Here is a 22,012-nt window from a genome sequence, read left to right as displayed (position 1 = left end):
CATTCTCTATTAGTATGCAGAGCGGGTTTGTGCCGTTGGCGTGCTTAGGCTGCTAAAGGTGGTCAGCGCGGTGAGTAATACCGCCACGACCAGCGATCCGCCCATAAATACGTAAGATGCCGCCGGGCTGCCGGTCAGGCCATTGAGATAGCCCACAATCCACGCGCCGACGAAAGATCCCAGCGCACCGAAGCAGACCACGAAGGACATCGCGCCCGCCACAACGTTGCGTGGCAGCATCTCAGGGATCGCAGCGAAGAAGGGTCCGTACGGCGTGTACATCGCACCGCCCGCGATCACCAACAGTGCCCATGAGAGCCAGAAGTGCGTCGCACCGAGCGTAAAGGAAGCAATGAAGCACACCGCGCCCAGCCCAAGGAAAAGCAGCACGATGTTTTTACGCTGTTGATATTTATCGGAGAACCAGGATGCGGTCAGCATCAGCGGCACGGCGAGCAGATAGGGCGCGGCTGAGAGCCAGCCGGTCGCGACGATGCCCATGCCGGACGCGCTCTTCAGCATGGAAGGCAGCCACATGATGAAACCGTACATGCCGATATTCCAGAAGAAGTGGATAAACGCCAGCGCCAGCACTTTAGGCGAGCGGAAGGCTTCACGGTAATTCTTAACCGGTTTGATCGACTGCTGCTCTGCCGCCAGCGCGTTTTCCACCGCACGCTTTTCGGCCTCGCTCAGCCATTTGGCATCACGCGGTCGGTCGGCATAAATTTTCCACCAGATAAACGCCCATAAGATGGCAGGCACGCCTTCAATAATGAACATGCCGCGCCAGCCAAAGGCGTTCACCAGATAGCCGGAGAGAATCGACATCCACAACACGGTGATCGGATTGCCGAGGAACAGAAAGGTGTTGGCTTTGGAACGCTCCGCGCGCGTGAACCAGTGGCTGAGGAAGATCAGCATCGCCGGCATCACCACACTTTCTGCTACGCCGAGCAGGAAGCGGATCACAGCCAGCAGCGCCACGCTGTGCACCATGCCGGTGGCGGTGGCCAATGCGCCCCACAGGATCAGGCTCCAAAAAATCAGCTTCTTCGCCGAGTGCTTTTCGGCATAAATGCCGCCCGGCACCTGGAAACAGAAGTAACCGAGGAAAAACAGTGCGCCAAGTAACGCCGAAATGGCGGGCGTGATATTGAGATCTTCAGCCAGACCTGCGGCGGCACCAAAACCGTAGTTGGCACGATCGAGGTAGGCGAGGCTATAGGTAATAAAGGCAATCGGGATGAGTTTTCCCCACCGACTGGCCGGTAAAATCCCTGCAATATTCTGGTTCATGGTATGACCTCAGGTCGCTTGAGTAGGATACAGCTGAGTCTTGATGCCCAGCTTAGGTCGTTTAAATCGGCCCTTTACAAGGTGGCGAGCCAGCCGCCATCCACGTAAATCATCTGGCCATTGACGTAATCGGAAGCAGAGGACGCCAGATAGATGGCGGTACCAACCAGCTCGTCGGGTTTTCCCCAGCGACCAGAAGGATTACTGCTGCAGACCCATTTATTGAACTCTTCGTTTTTGACCAGCGCTTCGTTCATATCCGTGAGGATGTAGCCCGGCCCGATGCCGTTGGTCTGGATGTTGAACGGTGCCCATTCAGCCGCCATCGATTTGGTTAGCAGCTTGATGCCGCCTTTCGCCGCAGTGTAAGGCGCGACGGTAGGGCGCGCGGCTTCGCTGGTCAGCGATCCGATATTGATAATTTTCCCACCGCGCTGGCGTTCCACCATGCGTTTGGCTGCGGCACGCGAGACGAGGAACGCGCTGGTGAGATTGACATCCAGCACGCGCTGCCAGTCGCTCAATGCCAGTTCCAGCATCGGTTTGCGGAACTGAATGCCTGCGTTGTTGATCACAATGTCGACGTGAATGTTCTCTTCATCAAGCTGCTGAAATACCGCTTCAATCGCGGCTTCATCTGCCACATTGAACAGAAAGCCTCGGGCATCAAATCCCCGTTGCTGTAATTGCTCCAGCGCCGTATCCATGTGCTCCTGACGCGTGCCATTCAGCAGCACCTTTGCGCCGGCCTGCGCCAGGCCTTGTGCATAAGCAAAGCCCAAACCGCGCGTTGAGCCGGTGATCAGGGCAGTTTTTCCGGAGAGGTTGAATAAGGTCTGCATAACAAAACGTCCTTCATGTAACATGACTAACAAGTTGGATGGGTTACTTTTACGTTATGCGCAGAATGGCAGCAATTGGCAGGCGAGAGATTTGTAAGATATCTCACAAATTTTTAATGCCATCGCCAGCAGGGAATTATCCAGTCTCTAAATTAAATCACTGAAAGTAATCACTAAATTTCGCTATTTTGCACTAATGCTCTTGATGTCACCAAAATTCATGCTTGTGTTGCAAGCAGTGACGCGTTAAAAAGCGGTAGACATGTAGGACAAGTGAGTGACGCCGTGGCGCTGGAAAGTATCCAAAAACATAATGTGGTTGATGTCATCTACGAGCAGATGAAGCAGAACATTCAGGATGGTCTGTGGGAGCCGGGCTGTAAGTTGCCGTCTGAAGCGGAACTAACCGCAACCTTTCAGGTAAGCCGCGTCAGCGTGCGCAGTGCCGTGCAGAAGCTGCGTGACCTTGGCGTGGTGGTGACGCATCAGGGAAAGGGCACGTATGTTACCCGCGAAGTGGCGCGCTACGGATCGTTCAGTGATAACCAGCCCATTCTGCATCTTTCGCAGGAAGAGTTTGATGATATGCGGGTTTTCCGTCAGACCGTCGAGTTCAAATGCATGGAGCTGGCAGTGCAGAACGCCACCGATGAGGATGTCAAAGTGCTGGAAAGCGCCTTGAATCGCATGCTGGTGAGTAAAGATGACTACAAGAAGTACTCGCTGGCGGACTACGATTTCCATCTGGCGATTGTGAAAGCCTCGCACAACAAGGTGTTCATCCACGTAATGGAATCCCTGAAGGGGATTTATGTGCATTACCTCGAAGAGTTGAACCGCGTATTAGGCATCACGCTGGAAAGCGTTGAAGCCCATATCAAAGTCTTTATGGCGTTGAAAAACCGCGATGCATCGCTGGCGGCCGAGACGCTTAATAGCGCGATGACACATAACGTGCACGCCATTGAAGATGTACGCCATAACTGAATAACCAAAAGCCCTGCAAGGGGCTTTTTAATACACATAACATGTAGGACATCATACAGCATGTTATCCAGATACCGTGAGGATCATGATGAGTAACCTGAAAATTACCGATGTAAAAACCATCCTTACCGCGCCAGGCGGCATCGATTTGGTGGTGGTAAAAATCGAAACCAGCGAACCCGGTTTATACGGCTTGGGCTGCGCCACCTTTACTCAGCGTATCTACGCGGTCGCCGCCGCGATTGAAAACTACATGAAGCCGTTTTTGATCGGCAAAGACCCGGCGCGTATCGAAGATATCTGGCAATCGGCGGCGGTCAGCGGTTACTGGCGTAACGGTCCGGTGATGAATAATGCGCTCTCCGGTGTGGATATGGCGCTGTGGGATCTGAAGGGTAAAGTTGCCGACTTGCCGGTGTATGAACTGCTTGGCGGCAAATGTCGCGATGGCGTGCCGCTTTATCGCCACTGCGATGGCGCTGATGAGATCGAAGTTGAAGATAACATTCGCGCGCGCATGGAGGAGGGCTATCAATATGTGCGCTGTCAGATGGGCATGTATGGCGGCGCGGGTACCGATGATTTGCGTTTGATTGCCGGCAAGCTGGCCAAAGCGCGCAATATCCAGCCGAAAGTGTCACCGCGTAATCCTACTCACGGCATCTATTTCGATCCGGATGCTTATGCGCGCGCAGTACCGCGCCTGTTTGATCATCTGCGCAATAAACTCGGCTTTGGCGTCGAATTTATTCATGATGTGCATGAACGCATCACGCCAATCGCTTCGATTCAGCTGGCAAAATCACTCGAACCGTATCAGCTATTTTTCCTCGAGGATCCGGTTGCGCCAGAAAATATCGACTGGCTGAGTAAGTTACGCAGCCAAAGCAGCACACCAATTGCCATGGGCGAGCTGTTTACACAAATCAACGAGTGGAAGCCATTAATTCAAAACCAGCTGATCGATTATATTCGCTGTCACGTCAGCACCATTGGCGGCATCACGCCGGCGAAGAAACTGGCGACCTTTGCGGAACTGTTTGGCGTGCGCACTGCGTGGCACGGTCCGGGCGATATCTCACCGATTGGCGTGGCAGCAAACCTGCATATTGATCTGAGCATCACCAATCTTGGCATTCAGGAGTACACGCCGGTGAATGAAGCATTGCAGGAAGTGTTCCCAGGCTGTCCGGAGATTGATCGCGGTTATGCCTACCTCAGCGATCGTCCGGGGTTGGGCGTGGATATCGATTTGAAAGAGGCGGCGAAATATCCGGTTTCAGGCGGTATTCCGGACTGGACTAACGCGCGTCTGCCAGATGGCACGGCGGCACGTCCGTAAACGATTTGAGTGTGTTAATTCCGGGGTATTAACCCCGGATTTTTATTTATAACAGCCGGGCGCGTGAGCGTTCGCTGGAAGGTGTATGACCGAACACGTGTTTGTAGCAGACCGTGAAATGGTTGCTGTTGGAAAATCCGCACATATAAGCGATGTCAGTAATGCTCTCTTCACTTTCGCGTATTTTCGCCCGCGCAGACACTAAACGCAGGCGCTTAATGAAATGCTCAGGCGTCATGCCGGTGGTGTCTTTAATCTGACGATAGAGCGTTCTTTTCGTCAGTAGAAACTGATCGCTTAACGCGTCCCAATTAATCTCTTCGAAACAGTTATCCTGAAGCCAGCCAATTAACTGATGCAGTTTATATTTGGTGTGACCGCGGCTGATGTTGCTGATTGCCTGATTAATTGCCATCAATAACTGAAAAAAGGCTACTTCTTTAAAAGCGTGCGCCATTTCATTTGAATTGGGCTGTTGGGACTGGATAAGTTGCGCAATTAACGACTGACAGGTACTGCGTTGCTCAGGTAATAACCATCCTTGCTGTAACTTTGAGGCTTCATTAATACGATTAATTAAGGTGTCGGTATTACTCAGGAAGTGGAAATCCTGCTGGCGATTAATCAGCACATTGGTGAGTTTTAACGTGCCGAGTTCATCATAGAAGTGATGATCGCCTTCGTTAACGAAAAAGACATCACCTTCCTGGATATAACTCGGTTTACCGTTAATCACATGCAAACCATGTCCACTCTCCACCAACACCAGTTCCGCGAACTCATGGCAATGTTCGTGATTATTATCTTCAGGATCACTGGAATAGACGGAAAATTGATCGCTGCTGTGAATGAAATAATCATCAATGTGAAGCTTGTGCATGGTGCGGGCGTTCCTGGAAACGAGAGGTAAGGCGCTTACCTTAAGGCAAGGTTTTTACGCTTTCCAACTTAAGTGCAGAAATTGTGATCGCATCCTTTCACACCACTCTGCCAGTGACATCAATAACCTCGAAATGGCAATTTCATAATAGCTGGTGGATAGAGGTCGCCCGTAATCTTCTCGGCATCACTACATGAGGAGATAACGATGGCACAAGGATTTCAGCAACTGAAGGATCACCGCCTGAAGAGAAATAGCCGCTTTCTGCAACTGGCTGAATCTCTGACCCCAGAATTACAGCAAACAACGATTCGCCCGCGCACCATCGTTCGTCTGCATAAGGATGATCGGCATCCCCATGGCTGGTTTGCAGAAGATATTGCCACCCCAGATTCACTGGATACACAGCGCCTCAATACCGGCGATGAAGTGATTCTCGATTTAGGGACGCATTGCGTCGGCTACCTACATCTCAGCTGTGAGGTGATGGGCAGCCCACAGGATGCTCCAGTGCATCTTCAGTTTATCTTTGGCGAAATTACCGCAGAAGTTGCCGAGGATTTCGCAGACTATTCTGGCTGGCTCAGCAGTAGCTGGTTGCAGCAGGAGCATCGCTATATCGATGTGCTGCCGGAGAACATTCAGCTTGCGCGCCGTTATTGCTGCCGATATGTCAAAATCCGCGTCGTTGCCACTTCGCAAAAATTTGGCATTCGATTAAGCGACATCGCCTTTACCTGTGTTTCATCGGCGCAAACGTTGCCTGCGCTGACGCGTTTTAGCGATCCGCTGCTGCAGAAAATCGATGATATCAGTGTGCTGACGCTGAAGAATTGCATGCAGAGTGTGTTCGAGGACGGTCCAAAGCGTGACAGACGACTATGGCTGGGCGATTTACGTTTGCAGGCATTAGTCAATTATCAGACTTTCCAGCAAGACAGTCTGGTGCGACGCTGTCTGTATCTTTTTGCCGGTGTAACCCGCGAGGATGGCATGGTTGCAGCCAATCTGTTTATGCAACCAGAAGTGATTGCGGATGATACCTACCTGCTGGATTACTCGTTGTTCTTCGTGGCGACCTTAGCCGATTACTTCGCTCATTCCGGTGACCGGGAAACCGTTGAGGATCTGTGGCCAACGGCCTGGCGACAAATTGAACTGGCGCTTGAGCGCCTGGATGCAGATGACCTGCTGCAGGATAGCGAGCAGTGGTGGGCATTCATTGACTGGCATGAACAGCTCAATAAGCAGGCACCGGCGCAGGGCGTGTTTATCTATTGTCTGCAGAAAGCCCTGATCCTTGCCAAAGCCGTTGCGCCGGCATCCGTAGCGGTAATTGCACAACTGCAGCGGCGCTTAAAAGACGCCAGTATGCAGCATCTCTGGCAACCCGAAATGGGCTTCTTTGCCAGCGGTAAGGATAAGCAGATTTCATGGGCCTCGCAGGTATGGATGATTCTAGCCGGGGTAGGTGATGAATCCTTCCAGCTGGCACTGCTCAACAGATTATCGTCCGATGCGCCCGCGATCGCTCTCCAGACTCCCTATATGATGCACCACTACGTAGAGGCACTTATACGGTGCAGGCAACATGCTGGGGCAGAGCAGGTGATTAAAGCTTATTGGGGAGAAATGGTTAATCGCGGTGCCGATACCTTCTGGGAAGTGTTCAATGCCGAGGATCCCACGCTCTCGCCATACGGCAGTCACCTGATCAATAGCTACTGTCATGCATGGAGCTGTACGCCTGCATGGTTATTACGTCAAAAATAAAAAGAGAAACAATATGACCTCTACCTTCGCTCAATGGCAACAACGACTGGGTTACGGAATTGCCGATCTCTCCTGTAACCTGGTCTGGCAGCTTATCTCGCTATACCTGATGTTTTTTTATACCGATATTATGGGGCTACCGGCCTATTATGCCGGCCTGATGTTTCTGGTTACGCGCTTAGTTGATGGTGTGGCTGACGTACTCATGGGGCTGGTGATTGATAACACCTCAACCCGCTGGGGGCGCTGCCGTCCGTGGCTGCTGATCGGCGCTATACCTTTCGGGCTGCTCTGCGTGATGGTTTTCTGGGTGCCCGAGTTTTCGACCATCGGTAAGCTGATTTACGCCTTTATTACTTATCTGTGCCTTTCGTTTCTGTATACGCTGGTGAACATCCCTTTTAGCGCCATGCTGCCGTTCCTTACCAGTGATGCTAAAGAGCGCACGGTGTTATCAACGGTGCGCATCATCATGGGATCACTGGGATCAACGCTGGTGGCCGTCGCCACGTTGCCGCTGGTTAAAACGCTGGGTAACGGCAATCAGGAGCAGGGTTTTCTCTACACCGCTGTCATCTTTGGCTGTATCGCCAGCTTCTTCCTGCTGCTGAGTTTTCGCAATGTGGAAGAGCGGATCAATGTCGTCAATGAAAAAATGACACTGTCACGTGCGTGGTACGGCCTGAAGAACAACCAACCCTGGAAGATCTTTGCGGTTAATATTTTCCTGATGTGGGGCGCATTCTTCTTCCAGACAGGGGCGCTGGTGTATTACTTCACCTATCACGTTCGCAGTGCAGATCTGACCGCCTTAGCCGCCGGGATTTCAACTTTTGTTCCGCTGCTGGGTACGCTTACTGTGCCGTGGCTGGCCTCCCGCATGAAAAAGATCTACGTCTACCAGGTTTCCTGCGCGGTGAATCTGCTGGGGATGGCGGTGATGATCCTGTCCAGTGATAGCGTTATGGGCCTGCTCACCGGTGCGGTGATTCTGTCGATTGGGGCGGGTCAACGTACGGCAATCTACTTCTCTATGCAGGCCGATCCTGTCGATTATGGCGAGTGGAAAACCGGCATCAATACCGCTGGCATCCTGAAGTCTGTCAATGGTTTCCTGGGAAAAGTGGCGATGGCCAGCGCTGGCGCGATTTCAGGTGGATTACTTTCCTGGGGCGGCTACATGGCGAATCAAAGCCAGTCGCCTGAAGCACTTCTGGCTATCAAAGCCTGCTACCTCTATATCCCAGCCGGACTCATTCTGCTGTCAATGATGTGGATGGGACGCTTCTACAAGCTGGACGCCCAATATGAGCGTATTCGTCGTGAGCTGGATCAACGTAATAACATCGAGCCCCAGCCCGAGATGACCGCCGTTGCTGACAACGCCCTTAACACTGTGAACGCCAATCTAAAATAACGAGAAAAAAATGAACAAGATCTCTCTACACGCTGCGCTCTGCTGTGCGCTAGCGGGGGGCGCTTTCGTGCCTATGAATAGCATGGCTGCGGTAAAAATGACGGTAGAACAGCGACTTGAACTGCTGGAGCAACGTCTCAACCAGGCTGAGTCCGATGTTAAAAATGCCCAGGCGAGCGCCGAAACCGCGCAACAACAGACGCGTTTAGCTGAGCGTCGTGCCATGGAAGCCGAACAAAAACTGGCCCAGCAGCAGGCCCAGACAGCGGAAAGTCAGGGCGCGACAACGCCAACCGCCGGTAAAGGCAAAGCGGAAGATTTCGAATTTTCCGGCTATGCGCGTTCAGGCATGTTGGTCAACGGCAGAGGACGAGGAGGGCGCGGCGGTCCCGGCGTTTCGCCCGCCAGCTCAATTGGTGGCGATGCGCACGTTGGGCGTCTCGGCAACGAAAAGGATAACTATGTCGAGCTGAGTTTTATCAAAAAACTGCAGTTTGAGGATGGGTCACATGCACGCTTCAAAGCCATGCTGGCGGATGGCGCGAATAATCCCGATCCCTGGGTGCAGGATAACGATAGCCATCACATGAATATTCGCCAGGCTTACGTCGAGATGGGCGATTTGCCGAGCTTTGGTGGCGTGGCGAAAGACGCCACGTTGTGGGCGGGTAAACGCTTCGACCGTGACAACTTTGATATTCATTTCACAGACAGCGACATTGTCTTCCTCGGAGGAACCGGCGGCGGCATTAATGACATCAAATGGACGCCTGGCCTGAGCAGTGATTTTTCCATCTATGCACGTAATTTCGGTGACTTAGGCAGTGACAGGTACAACGATAACGATGTGCAGAATGTCATGCTCACGGCCAATACTTTCTGGAATGGTTGGCAATGGATGATTACCGGCATGAGTGCGCAGGGTAACGATGACCTGAAAGATAACACGTCCACAACCGGGAGCTATGCCTACCGCAGTGATAACACGGCGAAACAGGGCATCTATAGCATGCTGGCATACCATGATAAGAGTCGATTTTATGGTCTGACCGAAGGGAGCTCTGAAACGGCGATCCAGATTGGACGAGGACTGGGCGCTGAAGCCCGGCAACCAGGCAGCGACGGGGATTTAACCGCGAATGCCAATACGCTACGTTTTGCTTCGTATGGCATCATGCCGATCAATGAAACCTGGGATCTCGCGCCGTCCGTGATCGCTCAGCACAGTGAAGATCGCTACCGTCAGGGCGATCGTTATGACTGGGCAACGTTCAACCTTCGAGCCTCGCAGGCGATCACCGAAAATTTTGCGTTACTGTATGAAGCATCGTGGCAGTACATGAATCTGAATCCGAATGGACGAACCTACAATAATGACGGCGATGTCGCGGCGTATCGCGCGGTTAAAGGTGATTTCTATAAATTAACCTTTGCGCCAACGTTCAAAGTAGGCGATGTATTTGATATCAAAGCACGGCCGGAGATCCGCTTTTTTGCCAGCTATATGAACTGGTCAAAAGAACTGGATAACTATGCGATGAACGATGATTTTGGTAGTGCCGGATTTACTTCGGGTGGGAACTGGAATTTTGGCGTGCAGGCGGAAATATGGTTCTGATAGTCGATGCGCTGATTTTGCTGTGATTAAAACCGACGCCCAAGCTTATGCGAGGGCGTCAATTCCAAGGCGGACATCTGAATTTAGCCACTACACACCAAAGGGCGCATAATGTATATTATGTTAAATGCGATATCTCATTGCGCACTCAAACCGTCACCCGCTCATCACCTGCCTTCTTTCACCTCCGTCACCAACAATCCGTAACCCGCAATAATCCTGGCGACGGACTGTTGAACTCACGCTGCCGTTATCTGCGCCCTTTAATCACTGACGCCTTCCAGTTGAAATCGCTGACTTCGCTCTCTTTCAACGATTCCGGTTTCTTCCTGCGCGTTGGCGTTTTCTTTGCCTTTTCAGCCAGCGCTTTCTCTTTGGCCAGTTTCGTTGTCATGATCTGCTGCCGGGCTTCCGCCGTGAACTCTTTCTCTTTCTTTGCATCCGGCTCTTTGCCGGTGCGCTGGCGATACTTCTCCATCAATCCTTTAAACGCTTCTTCTACTGCAACGCGTTCACTGAGATTGAATTGATCGATGGAAATCATTTTCTTGTCGTTCATAGCGTACCGTCCAATAGTGATTTTCTGGCAACAAGTGTACAGCATTTACCGCCAATGAAGATCGCACCATTGCCGCTTGCGTGGCTTTCTTGTAACCTTTGCCGTCAACATTTTAAGGATTTGCTATGAACGATCATCGCTCCAAAGATCCCTTGCACGGCGTCACGCTTGAGATGCAAATTAATGCGCTGGTCGCCCATTATGGCTGGGCCGAACTGGGTAAGCTCATCAATATCAACTGCTTCAAAAGCGATCCGAGCCTCAAGTCGAGTCTCAAGTTTTTGCGCCGCACACCTTGGGCACGCGCTGAAGTTGAAGCACTTTATCTGGATTCACTGGATGATTTTGCTGCAGATACGCCGGATGATTCAGCGCCAAATCCTTGGACGATGGGCAAAGATAAGTAATTTCTGGCGATAAAACCGGCAGCGCTACGTGAATTCTCGCTAACTTACACCCTGCTCTTTTCACAGAATTCACGTAGCGACGCCAGTGAAATTTGCCTCATTGCAGCATCGAAACCGACTATCCTGATATACTACCGCTCCTAAACTATTAAGGAGATTCAGATGGCACGATGCCTCACTCTATTTAAATCCCCCGGAAGCGCTGCCTTTCTGCCGCTTACGTTAATGCGCGTCGCTTTTGGTTTATTTTTCTTCGCATCCGGTTTTAACAAAGTGTTTGTTGCTGCTAATCAGGCGCTGATGCTGGAAACCATTACTGAAGCGGGCATTCCATTTCCAGCGTTCATGTCGGTGTTTGTCGCCAGCTGTGAAACCGTGTTTGGACTGCTTCTGGCGTTCGGTTTGTTTACGCGTCTGGGCGCGTTGGTGTTGCTGGTGATCAGCCTTGTGGCACTTTTTACCGTTGGGCTGTATCACATTCCCAGCGATCTTAACTTGTTAACCTGGTATAGCTGGCTGCTCTATCTGCCTGAATCCAGTTACATTTTAATGTGCGTAATGCTGATTGTTCAGGGCTGTGGCCCGTGGGGAATTGATCGTCTGATTGCTCAACGTTGTTCGCGCCAGTAACCTGTTTGTCCGCTGGCTTTTCCTAAGCCAGCGCTCTCCCTGAGATTTTTACTTCCTGCCAACCTTGCCCGCGTCATCACATTTTCCAATGACCGATCATATTGTAAGTTTCCATTCTGCATGACAATATCGCTACATGTATATACATGTACCACCAAGAGAAGCCACATCATACTAACAATAATCCCCCACTTTTAGACGCTTCAGCGAGGAAACTATGTCAGCCGAATCACCTGCAGCAGATTACGCCGGCGCAGAGAAACAGCGCCTGTCAGAAACGCGATCCATTGATTACATTCCTCCGAGCGAACGCCACGGTCATCCTTTCAGCCAGTTCACCTTGTGGTTTGGCGGCAATTTGCAGATCACCGCCATCGTAACCGGCGCGCTGGCCGTGGTGTTGGGCGGTGATGTGGTGTGGTCGATCATCGGCTTGCTGGTTGGGCAAGTTGTGGGCGCGGCGATCATGTCACTGCATGCGATTCAGGGACCGCGCCTCGGATTGCCGCAAATGATCACCAGCCGCATGCAGTTTGGCGTTTATGGTGCGGTGATTCCGTTGGTATTGGTGTGCATCATGTATGTCGGATTCTCTGCCAGCGGCACGGTGTTGGCCGGACAGGCGCTCGCCAAACTGATCGATACCAGCAATACGTCAGGCATGATCCTGTTCAGTGCGATTATCGTCGTCATCGCGGTGCTGGGATATCGCGTGATTCACCAGCTCGGTAAAGTGGCCAGCGTGATTGGCGTGCTCGCCTTTGTTTACCTGTTTGTCACGCTGCTCTCAACCCATGATCTGTCCGCGGTGTGGCAGAACCAGCATTTCACGGTGGCTAACTTCCTGCTTGCCGTTTCGTTGTCGTCTTCCTGGCAGATTGCATTTTGTCCGTATGTCTCTGACTATTCGCGCTATTTACCGGCTAACGTCTCAGCAAAAAAGCTCTTTAGCTGCGTTTTCTTCGGCACGGTTTTAGGAACCCAGGCTTCAATGACGTTGGGTGTGATTGTCGCGGCGATTGCCGGCAAGGCTTTTTCTGGCAACGAGGTTGGCTATATCGTCAGTTTAGGCAGCAGCGCCACGATGGCGATGGTGATCTATTTTGCGATCTGCTTCGGCAAAATCACTTTCACCACGCTGAATGCTTACGGCAGCTTTATGTCGCTCACCACCATCGTTTCTGGCTTCCGTCAGAAAACCGCATTAAGTCGTGGCGGCCGCATTCTGTTTGTGATTCTGATGGTGACGATTTCTTGTGTGATTGCGCTGATTAGCGAACCCGCATTCCTTAAATCCTTCACCCATTTCCTGCTGTTTTTACTGGCTTTTTTTGTGCCGTGGAGCGCAATCAGCCTGACCGATTTCTACCTGATCACCAAAGGTAAAGTCGATGTACCGGCGCTCTCCCAGCCCAACGGACGTTACGGTCGCTGGAACTGGGCGGGCATTATTGTCTACTTCTGCGGCGTGCTGGTGCAGTTGCCGTTCATTGATAATCCACTGCATCACGGTTCGTTAACCTGGATTTTTGCCGGTAATGATGTGTCATGGATTATTGGCTGGTTTGTCACTGCGCTATTGTGGTTAGCCGCAAGAAAGTCTGATCGTCGCGGGATTTTAGCGCAATCTATTTATCCCAATTAGTGACATTGTCACGCACTCCGTATTAATGAATTGCGCTCACAAGTGCTTGCAGCTTTGAGCGCATTATCATTCAGCCAACTCGCCGCTACACTTTAACCATGCTGCACTTACATGGAGATAAAGATGAACGATCAATTTGACGGCAATGGCATTTTCCCAAAAGGGCCTAAAAACGACGCTTTTGCGCAATATTTTACCGGAACCAGCTATCTGAGCATGCTGACGACAGAAGGCGTCAACATCGGCAACGTGGTATTTGAACCGGGCTGCCGCAACAACTGGCACATCCATCACGGCGGCGGGCAGATTTTGCTGGTGACTGGCGGAACCGGTTGGTATCAGGAGTGGAATCAGCCAGCGCGTCAGTTAGTGGCGGGTGACGTGGTAAACATTCCTGCGGGATTGAAGCATTGGCATGGCGCGGCATCAGATAGCTGGTTCGCACACATTGCTATCGCAGTACCGGCTGAAGGCGCTTCTAACGAGTGGCTGGAACCTGTTTCTGACGAGGAATATAAGCAACTGTAAGGCTGCTCCGTAGGGTGCGCATTTATGCGCACCTGGTCACCATAAATGACGACCCTACGGTACGTAACTCACCGCCGTCACCCAATTGGCGTCACCGCCGGCCGGTGCTTCGCCAACGCGCTTCAGTGCCCCGCTTTCGTGATCAATGGCATAGCTGCCGGTCACCGCACTCTTTTCGCCGCTGGCAATCAACCAACGTCCGTCAGCGGTTATCGCAATGCCGCGCGGCTGTTTCTCAACTTGCCAGCTATCAATCAGCGTCAGTTTGCCGTCTGCTTTGTTAATGCGGTAACCGCTGATGGTGCTGCTGGTCCGCTCGCTAACATAGAGAAAACGGCCGTCCGGCGTCAGACGAATATCGGCCGCCCAAATGCGCGGCGTAGTGTCGCTGTAGCCCGGCGGTCGCTCTTTGCCGTGTTGCAGTTGATATTTTTCCGCTACCGCATTCGGCGTCTCCGCCACCTTCACCAGCTCACCGCTGGCTTCACGACGAAACTGCGTAATGATGCCGCCCATCTCGCCGATGTTGTAGAGATAGCGATTATCCGGCGACAACACCGAATGGCGCGGTCCGTTTTCTGTCGCCGTTTTCACATAGCCGTTGCCTAACCCCGACAGTTCGCCCTCGGCGCTCAACTTCAATTGCAGCACGCGATCGGTGCCGAGATTGCCGACATAAGCATGCTCGCCGCTCGCATCGACAATCACAGAGTGCGCGGCATGTCCGGTTTTATAGCTGCCGACCGGCGGCGCAATCAGCTTGCCCTCGCTATTGAGTCGATAAACGTGCACCACATCGCCATCATAAGACGCGCCCAGCAGAAAACGTCCCTGCGGATCCGTGCTGATGTAGGGATAACTGGCCGCAGCGGATACGCTATTCAATGGGCTGAGATCGCCTGTTTTGCTGTCGATGTTCCAGCTCACCAGTTGCAGCGGTTTGCTGCGAATCGCGGCGTACAGATGTTTATGATCGGCGCTCAACGCCATTGGCATCACTTTGCCACCGGCCTGAGTGCGTCCCAATAGTTGTAGCGCACCGGTTTGCTCGTTCAGCGCGTAGCGCGCGATGGTGCCATCATCGGCTTCTGAAACGTAGACAAAAGTCTGCGCCAGCAACGGCGCGCTGGCGGCCAACGACGCTAAAAGCGTCGCCGCGCGTAATAGGTTCTTCATGCTGCTTCCTTAGCGTACCAATGACGGACGTTTGGCGTCATAGCGCCAGTTATCGATCAAAAACTGCATCCCCAGCGCATCGTTGCGATTTTTATCCGGCAGCGCGTTATACAGCGCATGCGCCTGTTCGATGCGATCCATATCCAGCTCGATGCCCAATCCCGGCCCCGGCGGTAACTCCAGATAACCATCGCGGATCTGCGGCGGTTGACGCGTGAGCTGCTGACCATCCTGCCAAATCCAATGCGTATCAAAGGCAGTTTGACGATCGCCCGGAGCGGCTGCACCCAGGTGCGCCACCATCGCCAGCGAAATGTCAAAATGGTTATTGGAGTGGCAGCCGGTTGTCAGGCCCCATTCGTTGCACAGCTGCGCCACCACGTTGGCGTTACGCATTGTCCAGAAGTGCGGATCGGCGAGCGGAATATCAATGGCATTCAGTTGCAGCGCATGATGCAGCTGGCGCCAGTCGTTGGCGATCATATTAGTCGCGACCGGCACGCCGGTGGCGCGGCGAAACTCGGCCAGCGTTTCCCGGCCTGAATAGCCTTGTTCAGCGCCACAAGGATCTTCGAGATACGGCACCTTCCCCGCCAGCTGCTTGCCAAAGCGAATCGCCTCCTCCAGCGACCAACTGGCGTTGGGATCGACGGTGACGCGTGCTTCAGGGAAGCGCGCCAGTAGCGCTTCCACCGTTGCCACTTCCACTTCGCCTGCCTGCACGCCCCCTTTGAGCTTGAAGTCGCGGAAGCCATATTGCTCAACCGCCGCTTCGGCCAGACGCACCACGGCATCGCTGTCCATCGCCGCTTCATGACGCAGACGGAACCAGCCATCTTGCTCATGTTCTCCCGATCGATAGTGCATATTGGTGCGCTTGCGGTCAGCGATATAAAACAAATAGCCGAGCACCGGAATACGATCGCGCTGTTTACCGCTGGCGAGCAGATCCGCCACCGGCAGGTTAAACAGTTTGCCTTGCAGATCCAGCAGCGCCGCTTCAATGGCGGCGGCGGCGTTATAAAACTTCTCCGGATTCATCTGCGGGATATGAATGTCGTTGGTGTGCGAGGTTTGTTGCTGACGCGCCTCGCTGCTGAACAGCTGGCTCAGCGTCGCGTTGAGACGCAGCAGCGAACTGCCCTCTATCAGCGGGCGAAACTGTTCCAGCAGCTGCAAGGTGGATGCATGACACGGCGTTTCGCCAACGCCGGTATGTCCGGCGGAATCGGTCAATATCACGATGATGCGCGTGAAGTAGCAGTTATGGGCGCCGCCAATGTTCAATAACATGCTGTCGTAGCCGGCAACCGGCACGATGCGCATCGATTTAATGACTGGACTGTCTGACATGGTTTCTCTCCGTGTGACCGAAAGCGGGTGGAACAGGTTTGCGACGCAGCAGCAAATAGAGTCCGGTCACCACGGACACGCTGGTTAGCGCGTAAAGTCCGCCGGTGGTGCTGCCGGTGTGCATTTCGAGGTAGCCGAATACCGTGGGCGCAAAGAAGCCACCGAGGTTGCCAATCGAGTTGATTAGCGCAATGCCTGGCGCGGCAATCGAGGCGGGTAATTCACCTTGCGGCATCGGCCAGAAGAACGCCGCGCTCACTTTGGATCCGATACAGGCCACAATCATCGCCACAAATCCAAACCACGGCGTACCCAGCGTGGCCATAAAGGTGCCGCACGCGGCGATCAGCATGGCGATGCCGAGCCCTTTATCCAGTTTATCGCGATAGCGGTCGGTGGCTTTGCCGAGCAGGAACAGCGCGACGATAGCGAACAGCCACGGCACTGCGGTCAGCAATCCGGTTTCAAAGCTGTTGAAGCCCTGAATGCGCTGAATGATTTGCGGCAGCCAGAACACTAACGTGTAGCCGGTCATGGTCATGGTGAAGAAGATCAGGCAGTAAGACAAAAGGCTGCGATCGCTGATCAAGCCCCAGCGGCCGTGTTTCACCGCGTGCTCTTCGCGCGCAGCATCTTCCAGCGCTAACTGCTGCGCCAGCGCCTGTTTCTCGGCATCGCTCAACCATTTCGCGCCTTCCGGTTTGGATACCAGCACAAAGGCAGCCAGCAAGCCGATAACAATCGATCCGCCGCCTTCCATAAACATCACCCATTTCCAGCCCGCGATGCCGCCAACATCATGCATCATCAGAATGGCGCCGGTGAGCGGACCGGAGAACAGAAAGGCGCTGGCGGTGGCGCTCAACACCATCGCGGTGGCACGTCCTCGCCACGCATTCGGCACCCATTGACGGAAGTAGAACAGCACGCCAGGGAAGAAGCCGGCTTCCGCCACGCCGAGCAGGAACCGCAGCAGATAGAAATGCAGCGGCGTACTCACAAAACCGGTAAGCACTACCACCATGCCCCACGTAATCATGATGCGCGTCAGCCACACGCGTGCGCCGAGTTTCTTCAGCATCATGTTGCTCGGCACTTCAAACAGCGCATAGCCGATAAAGAACAGCCCCGCGCCTAAGCCGAAGGCGGCCGCGCTGATGCCCGCATCCGTTTGCAGTTCGGCTTTAACGAAGCCAATGTTAGCCCGGTCAATCTGGTTCACAATTAACATCAGCGCCAGCATCGGAATGATGCGGCGGAAGAACTTGCCGATGGCCGAGGCGATATGCGCGTCATGATCGGGCGATAATACGTATTGTTGTTGTGTCATGCATCACCTGTAGGGATAAAAGCATCGCTATAGGTATACGCAGCAGAGTGAGGCCTGGTGTATGTGGCATTGCCCGAGACCGCTTAGGCAAATGCCCTATGATTGTTAAAATTCATGGTGTTATATTAATTCGCGTCGAAAAGTTTACGCCTGGTTTGTGCGCTGGCTCACTGGCATTAACGTTGTTTTTTTCCAGGTGCGCATAAATGCGCCCCTACGAAACCTCTTTAGGGTCGCCATTTATGGTGTAATGCTCGTCAGTTAAGACATGAACACCCGTAATTACCGAGAGCACACATTGTAGCGGCGCAATTCATTGCGCGATAAATCGCGCCGCTACGGAAGGTGCGGTGATTTGATACGGCGCTTAACTGATCGGCATTACGCCATTAATGGCGACCTTATCCCGCAAACCTACTGTTTCCTCGTCTACACTTGCCTCACGTGAAAACGCTAATAGAGGTAAAAATGTCGCAATCTAATCAACGTAATCAAGCTTGGCTATTAGCCTCACGCCCACATGGTGAACCGGTAAAAGAGAATTTCCGCCTGGTGGAGCAGCCCATTCCTGACGTGAAGGACGGGCAAATCCTGCTGCGCACGCTCTATTTGTCGCTCGATCCGTATATGCGCGGGCGCATGGATGACAGCAAATCTTATGCTGCACCTGCTGAACTCGACCAACCGATGGTGGGCGGCACGGTGAGCGAAGTGGTGGAATCTAAACACGCGGATTTCCAGCAAGGCGATGTGGTGCTCGCGCAAAGCGGCTGGCAAAGCTATGCGGTTTCGGACGGAAACGGCGTGGCGAAACTGGGCGATCTGCCCCATCCTTCCTGGGCGCTGGGCATTCTTGGTATGCCGGGCTTTACGGCCTATATGGGCTTGATGGATATCGGCCAGCCAAAACAGGGTGAAACCTTAGTGGTCGCGGCGGCTACTGGCCCAGTCGGTGCAACGGTGGGTCAGCTTGGCAAACTCAAAGGCTGCCATGTGGTAGGCGTTGCGGGTGGCGAAGAGAAGTGCCGTTATGCGATTGAGAAACTCGGTTTCTCCGCCTGTATCGATCACAATCGTGACGATTTTGCAGAACAGCTGGCGGCTGCCTGCCCAGACGGCATCGATATCTACTTCGAAAACGTCGGCGGCAAAGTGTTTGATGCCGTATTCCCGTTGCTGAACACCGCGGCGCGCGTGCCGGTCTGTGGCCTGGTTTCTGGCTATAGCAGCCGCGAATTACCGCCGGGCCCGGATCACACCCCGCAAATCATGGGCGGCATTCTCAAGCGTCGTATTCGCATGCAGGGCTTTATCATCTTCCAGGATTACGGCGATCGTTATCCTGAATTCCTCAAAGCGATGACGCCGCTGGTGGAGCAGCAAAAAATCCACTACCGCGAGCACATGATCGACGGACTGGAAAATGCGCCGCAGGCGTTTTTCGATATGCTAAAAGGCAAAAACTTCGGTAAAACCGTGGTGAAAGTCGCGCAGTAAGCCGTTGTGTTAACGCTATTTTTCACTTTGCATAGCCGCAATTGAGATATGGCGCGCGCTGAGCGCATGAGAAGATATTTTCCCTACATCGTCATTATCGGGAGTTCTCATGTCGCTCAGCCAAACCCACATCCTGAAGGTAAATTCCCAACAGCCTGAAGCCCCCGTTCCCTTACCTGCTGAACTAGCGCATATCATTCGTGATGATGCCGAAGCCATCGAAATTGCTCAACGTCTGGCCAGAGCGTTTGCGCGTGACGCCGCACTGCGCGACCGCGAAGGCATCTTGCCGCTCAACGAATTGGATGCGTTCTCACAAAGTGGCTTGTGGGCGATGGCGATCCCTAAAATTTATGGTGGCGCGGGCGTATCCTGGGTGACGGTGGCGAAAGTCATCGCCATCATTGCGGCGGCAGATTCCGCACTCGGCCAACTACCGCAGAACCATTTAGCCGGCGTGGCGCATCTGGTGGCGGATGGCAGCGAGGCGCAGAAAACGGAACTACTGGGCGAAGTGCTGGCTGGCTTGCGCTGGGGCAACGCTTTCTCAGAGAAGAATTCGCGCACCGTCGCCGATTTCCAGACGCGTTTTCAGCGTGAAGGTGATGACGTGGTGATCAACGGCGAGAAATTTTATGCCACCGGCGCGCTGCTGGCGCATCGGATTCACGCAGTGGCGCTCGACGATCAGGATCGCGCGCATCTGATCGTGCTCGACCGCAACACGCCGGGCGTGACCATCATCAACAACTGGTCGAGCTTTGGTCAGCGCACCACGGCATCGGGCACCGTGCTGCTGGAGAACGTGCGCGCCCCGCTATCCCGCGTGATCCCGGCTTATCAGGCGTTTGAGCGCCCGACTGCCGCCGGTCCGATTTCGCAGATTATTCAGGCGGCGGTGGATGTGGGCATTGCGCGCGGCACTATTGAAGACACGCTGCATTTTGTGCGCGAGCGGTCACGTCCGTGGATTGATAGCGGCCAGGAGCGCGCATCCGATGATCACTTTACGCTGGCGGCAGTCGGGGATTTAAAAATTCGCCTGCACGCCGCTGAAGCCTTGCTGTGGCGCGCTGGCGAAGCGATTGATCTGGCGCTGGAGCAACCCGATGAAAGCACGGTGGCTGCAGCAACGGTCGCTACCGCTGAAGCCAAAGTGTTAACCACCGAAATCGCTATTCTGGCAGGTAACAAACTGTTCGAACTGGCGGGTACGCGCGCAACGCTGCAGGAGTTCAACCTCGATCGCCACTGGCGCAACGCGCGCACCCACACCTTGCACGATCCTGTGCGCTGGAAGTATTACCACGTTGGCAATTATTACCTCAATGGCACCCCGCCGCCGCGCCATGCCTGGAATTAACGGCGGCGAAAACGTGCCGCTGGATGGTCAGCCGTGAGTCGCGGCTGACCAAACAACCGTTCGCGCAACGTCACGGCGTGCGCAGGCGTTTCGCGGATAAGCCCTCGGCTCCGCAGCACCGGCATCACATGCTGGATAAAATCCTCAAAGCTGCCGGGACTAATCGCCCAAGCCAGATTGAAACCATCAACACCCGACTCCGTGGCAAACTGTGCCAGCTGATCGGCGATACTCTCCGGGCCGCCGATCAGCAGCGGATGTAAGCCGCCAATGCCGATGTAGCGCGCCGCATCACGCAGCGTCCAGCGTTTTTGATCGTCAATGCGCGTCAGGCTGGCTAAAGCTGAGCGACAGGCATCGGTTTCGCGGAATGCCAGCGGCGTATCCAAATCCTCCAGTGACCAGTCGATACCGGTCCACGCAGAGAACAGCGCCAGCGCGGCCTCTTCGCTGATGTACTGCTGATATTCGCGATATTTAGCCTGCGCGGCTTCATCACTCTCTGCGGTGATCACCGTGATCGCCGTGACGAAACGCAGTGAAGCCGCATGGCGCCCTTCTGCTGCGGCTAACTGGCGGATGCGCTGGATATCCGCAGCAATGGCCTGCGGCGTAACGCCGCCGAGAAAAATTACTTCCGCGTTGCGTGCAGCGAATTGCGCCCCGCGACTGGAGGTTCCCGCCTGAAACAGCACCGGCGTGCGCTGCGGGCTCGGCTCACTCAGGTGCGCATCCGGCACCTGATACCAGCGCCCGGCATGCTTGATAGCGTGCACTTTGGCCGGATCGCTATACACGCTGTTCTGCTTATCACGCCGCACCGCGTCCTCTTCCCACGATCCTTCCCACAGCTTGCCGGTGACATCGAGAAACTCCTGCGCGCGATCGTAGCGTTCATCGTGCGGAATTTGCTGCATCAGCCCCAGATTACGCGCCGCTGAATCCAGCATTGACGTCACTATATTCCAGGCGATACGCCCGTTGCTCAGGTGATCAAGCGTGGTGAATTTGCGCGCCAGCAGATACGGCTGTTCGTAGGTGGTGGAAACGGTGATGCCAAAGCCCAGATGTTGCGTCACCGCTGCCATCGCAGAAACCAGCAACAGTGGATCGTTAACCGGCATTTGTGTCGCCAGACGCAGCGCCGCGTCCGGCGTGTTTTGCCACACGTCCAGCTGACCCAGCGCATCGGCGATGAACAACGCATCAAACCCGGCGCGATCCAGCTGTTGGGCAATTTCGGTCCAGTAACGCAATTCGGTATAGCGATGTGCCTGATCCTGCGGATGCCGCCACAATCCTGCAGAGATGTGGCCCGGCACATTCATCATAAAACCAAACAGTAAAAACGGTGCCCGGCTCATCT

The 22,012-nt window shown here is 53.8% G+C and carries 19 protein-coding genes; 11 read left to right on the top strand and 8 right to left on the bottom strand.

The features are described from left to right. Nucleotides 1–9 precede the first annotated feature (9 nt). Together HX773_RS03445 and HX773_RS03440 are read right to left on the bottom strand one after the other, a co-directional pair. Nucleotides 10–1,299: an MFS transporter gene (locus HX773_RS03445; RefSeq protein WP_176970436.1), complete on the bottom strand. Its 1,290-nt coding sequence runs from the start codon at nt 1,297–1,299 to the stop codon at nt 10–12. A gap of 74 nt (nt 1,300–1,373) precedes the next feature. Continuing rightward, complete coding sequence (locus HX773_RS03440) at nt 1,374–2,141, bottom strand: SDR family oxidoreductase (RefSeq protein WP_176970435.1); 768 nt, start codon at nt 2,139–2,141, stop codon at nt 1,374–1,376. Nucleotides 2,142–2,426: 285 nt separating this feature from the next. On the opposite strand from HX773_RS03440, the gene HX773_RS03435 reads away from it, so the two are divergent. Both HX773_RS03435 and HX773_RS03430 read left to right on the top strand, forming a co-directional pair. Next, nucleotides 2,427–3,128, top strand: coding sequence for a FadR/GntR family transcriptional regulator (locus tag HX773_RS03435; RefSeq protein ID WP_110866446.1), 702 nt, complete (start codon nt 2,427–2,429; stop codon nt 3,126–3,128). Nucleotides 3,129–3,216: 88 nt separating this feature from the next. Further along, a complete protein-coding gene (locus HX773_RS03430) occupies nt 3,217–4,470 on the top strand; it encodes an enolase C-terminal domain-like protein (protein ID WP_008104104.1) in 1,254 nt (417 codons plus the stop codon). A 46-nt stretch (nt 4,471–4,516) separates the two neighbouring features. Here the strand turns inward: HX773_RS03430 and HX773_RS03425 are convergent, their stop codons facing one another. Then, a complete protein-coding gene (locus HX773_RS03425; RefSeq protein ID WP_176970434.1) occupies nt 4,517–5,350 on the bottom strand; it encodes a helix-turn-helix domain-containing protein in 834 nt (277 codons plus the stop codon). Between the two features lie 207 nt (nt 5,351–5,557). Between HX773_RS03425 and HX773_RS03420 the strand changes: the two genes are divergently transcribed. The 3 genes from HX773_RS03420 to HX773_RS03410 are packed head-to-tail and all read left to right on the top strand — an operon-like array spanning nt 5,558 to nt 10,158. Next, a complete protein-coding gene (locus HX773_RS03420) occupies nt 5,558–7,123 on the top strand; it encodes a sugar hydrolase (protein WP_176970433.1) in 1,566 nt (521 codons plus the stop codon). A 13-nt stretch (nt 7,124–7,136) separates the two neighbouring features. Continuing rightward, nucleotides 7,137–8,540 (top strand): MFS transporter, encoded by a 1,404-nt coding sequence (locus HX773_RS03415; protein ID WP_176970432.1) that lies wholly within the window; start codon nt 7,137–7,139, stop codon nt 8,538–8,540. Nucleotides 8,541–8,550: 10 nt separating this feature from the next. Next, nucleotides 8,551–10,158, top strand: coding sequence for a carbohydrate porin (locus HX773_RS03410; protein ID WP_176970431.1), 1,608 nt, complete (start codon nt 8,551–8,553; stop codon nt 10,156–10,158). Nucleotides 10,159–10,408: 250 nt separating this feature from the next. Here the strand turns inward: HX773_RS03410 and HX773_RS03405 are convergent, their stop codons facing one another. Next, nucleotides 10,409–10,717, bottom strand: a complete 309-nt coding sequence (locus HX773_RS03405; RefSeq protein WP_110866151.1) for a hypothetical protein — start codon at nt 10,715–10,717, stop codon at nt 10,409–10,411. Nucleotides 10,718–10,842: 125 nt separating this feature from the next. Between HX773_RS03405 and HX773_RS03400 the strand changes: the two genes are divergently transcribed. From HX773_RS03400 to HX773_RS03385, 4 genes are all read left to right on the top strand, one after another. Further along, the gene (locus tag HX773_RS03400; protein WP_176970430.1) at nt 10,843–11,124 is read left to right on the top strand and encodes a VF530 family DNA-binding protein; all 282 of its coding nucleotides are present in this window, start codon (nt 10,843–10,845) and stop codon (nt 11,122–11,124) included. Nucleotides 11,125–11,286: 162 nt separating this feature from the next. After that, nucleotides 11,287–11,754, top strand: coding sequence for a DoxX family protein (locus HX773_RS03395; protein ID WP_176970429.1), 468 nt, complete (start codon nt 11,287–11,289; stop codon nt 11,752–11,754). Nucleotides 11,755–11,971: 217 nt separating this feature from the next. After that, nucleotides 11,972–13,399, top strand: coding sequence for a cytosine permease (locus HX773_RS03390; protein ID WP_176970428.1), 1,428 nt, complete (start codon nt 11,972–11,974; stop codon nt 13,397–13,399). Nucleotides 13,400–13,522: 123 nt separating this feature from the next. Then, a complete protein-coding gene (locus HX773_RS03385) occupies nt 13,523–13,927 on the top strand; it encodes a cupin domain-containing protein (protein ID WP_176970427.1) in 405 nt (134 codons plus the stop codon). Between the two features lie 54 nt (nt 13,928–13,981). Here the strand turns inward: HX773_RS03385 and HX773_RS03380 are convergent, their stop codons facing one another. The 3 genes from HX773_RS03380 to HX773_RS03370 are packed head-to-tail and all read right to left on the bottom strand — an operon-like array spanning nt 13,982 to nt 17,786. Next, a complete protein-coding gene (locus tag HX773_RS03380; RefSeq protein WP_176970426.1) occupies nt 13,982–15,103 on the bottom strand; it encodes a beta-propeller fold lactonase family protein in 1,122 nt (373 codons plus the stop codon). A gap of 9 nt (nt 15,104–15,112) precedes the next feature. After that, nucleotides 15,113–16,456 carry an enolase C-terminal domain-like protein gene (locus HX773_RS03375; RefSeq protein ID WP_176970425.1) on the bottom strand — a complete coding sequence of 448 codons (1,344 nt, stop codon included), beginning with the start codon at nt 16,454–16,456 and terminating at the stop codon, nt 15,113–15,115. Next, nucleotides 16,434–17,786: an MFS transporter gene (locus HX773_RS03370; RefSeq protein ID WP_176970424.1), complete on the bottom strand. Its 1,353-nt coding sequence runs from the start codon at nt 17,784–17,786 to the stop codon at nt 16,434–16,436. Before HX773_RS03370 ends, HX773_RS03375 begins: the two co-directional genes overlap by 23 nt. A gap of 468 nt (nt 17,787–18,254) precedes the next feature. Between HX773_RS03370 and HX773_RS03365 the strand changes: the two genes are divergently transcribed. Both HX773_RS03365 and HX773_RS03360 read left to right on the top strand, forming a co-directional pair. Continuing rightward, nucleotides 18,255–19,283: an NADP-dependent oxidoreductase gene (locus HX773_RS03365; RefSeq protein WP_176970423.1), complete on the top strand. Its 1,029-nt coding sequence runs from the start codon at nt 18,255–18,257 to the stop codon at nt 19,281–19,283. A 109-nt stretch (nt 19,284–19,392) separates the two neighbouring features. Next, nucleotides 19,393–20,646, top strand: coding sequence for an SfnB family sulfur acquisition oxidoreductase (locus HX773_RS03360; protein ID WP_176970422.1), 1,254 nt, complete (start codon nt 19,393–19,395; stop codon nt 20,644–20,646). Here HX773_RS03360 and HX773_RS03355 read toward each other — a convergent pair. Further along, nucleotides 20,643–22,010 carry an LLM class flavin-dependent oxidoreductase gene (locus HX773_RS03355; protein WP_176970421.1) on the bottom strand — a complete coding sequence of 456 codons (1,368 nt, stop codon included), beginning with the start codon at nt 22,008–22,010 and terminating at the stop codon, nt 20,643–20,645. The two genes, HX773_RS03360 and HX773_RS03355, sit on opposite strands and share 4 nt — an antisense overlap. Between the last annotated feature and the right edge of the window lie 2 nt (nt 22,011–22,012).

Origin of the sequence: Pantoea sp. B9002 (genome assembly GCF_013385945.1) — a bacterium.
Lineage (GTDB): Bacteria > Pseudomonadota > Gammaproteobacteria > Enterobacterales > Enterobacteriaceae > Pantoea.
This window is presented reverse-complemented; position numbering and strand designations above follow the sequence as displayed.

What these genes read in the sequence shown, in the direction of transcription:
- HX773_RS03375 (WP_176970425.1), bottom strand. Translation starts at nt 16,456, where the DNA reads ATGTCAGACAGTCCAGTCATTAAATCGATGCGCATCGTGCCGGTTGCC.
- HX773_RS03385 (WP_176970427.1), top strand. Translation starts at nt 13,523, where the DNA reads ATGAACGATCAATTTGACGGCAATGGCATTTTCCCAAAAGGGCCTAAA.
- HX773_RS03425 (WP_176970434.1), bottom strand. Translation starts at nt 5,350, where the DNA reads ATGCACAAGCTTCACATTGATGATTATTTCATTCACAGCAGCGATCAA.
- HX773_RS03395 (WP_176970429.1), top strand. Translation starts at nt 11,287, where the DNA reads ATGGCACGATGCCTCACTCTATTTAAATCCCCCGGAAGCGCTGCCTTT.
- HX773_RS03410 (WP_176970431.1), top strand. Translation starts at nt 8,551, where the DNA reads ATGAACAAGATCTCTCTACACGCTGCGCTCTGCTGTGCGCTAGCGGGG.
- HX773_RS03400 (WP_176970430.1), top strand. Translation starts at nt 10,843, where the DNA reads ATGAACGATCATCGCTCCAAAGATCCCTTGCACGGCGTCACGCTTGAG.
- HX773_RS03415 (WP_176970432.1), top strand. Translation starts at nt 7,137, where the DNA reads ATGACCTCTACCTTCGCTCAATGGCAACAACGACTGGGTTACGGAATT.
- HX773_RS03360 (WP_176970422.1), top strand. Translation starts at nt 19,393, where the DNA reads ATGTCGCTCAGCCAAACCCACATCCTGAAGGTAAATTCCCAACAGCCT.
- HX773_RS03445 (WP_176970436.1), bottom strand. Translation starts at nt 1,299, where the DNA reads ATGAACCAGAATATTGCAGGGATTTTACCGGCCAGTCGGTGGGGAAAA.
- HX773_RS03355 (WP_176970421.1), bottom strand. Translation starts at nt 22,010, where the DNA reads ATGAGCCGGGCACCGTTTTTACTGTTTGGTTTTATGATGAATGTGCCG.
- HX773_RS03405 (WP_110866151.1), bottom strand. Translation starts at nt 10,717, where the DNA reads ATGAACGACAAGAAAATGATTTCCATCGATCAATTCAATCTCAGTGAA.
- HX773_RS03365 (WP_176970423.1), top strand. Translation starts at nt 18,255, where the DNA reads ATGTCGCAATCTAATCAACGTAATCAAGCTTGGCTATTAGCCTCACGC.
- HX773_RS03370 (WP_176970424.1), bottom strand. Translation starts at nt 17,786, where the DNA reads ATGACACAACAACAATACGTATTATCGCCCGATCATGACGCGCATATC.
- HX773_RS03440 (WP_176970435.1), bottom strand. Translation starts at nt 2,141, where the DNA reads ATGCAGACCTTATTCAACCTCTCCGGAAAAACTGCCCTGATCACCGGC.
- HX773_RS03380 (WP_176970426.1), bottom strand. Translation starts at nt 15,103, where the DNA reads ATGAAGAACCTATTACGCGCGGCGACGCTTTTAGCGTCGTTGGCCGCC.
- HX773_RS03390 (WP_176970428.1), top strand. Translation starts at nt 11,972, where the DNA reads ATGTCAGCCGAATCACCTGCAGCAGATTACGCCGGCGCAGAGAAACAG.
- HX773_RS03430 (WP_008104104.1), top strand. Translation starts at nt 3,217, where the DNA reads ATGAGTAACCTGAAAATTACCGATGTAAAAACCATCCTTACCGCGCCA.
- HX773_RS03420 (WP_176970433.1), top strand. Translation starts at nt 5,558, where the DNA reads ATGGCACAAGGATTTCAGCAACTGAAGGATCACCGCCTGAAGAGAAAT.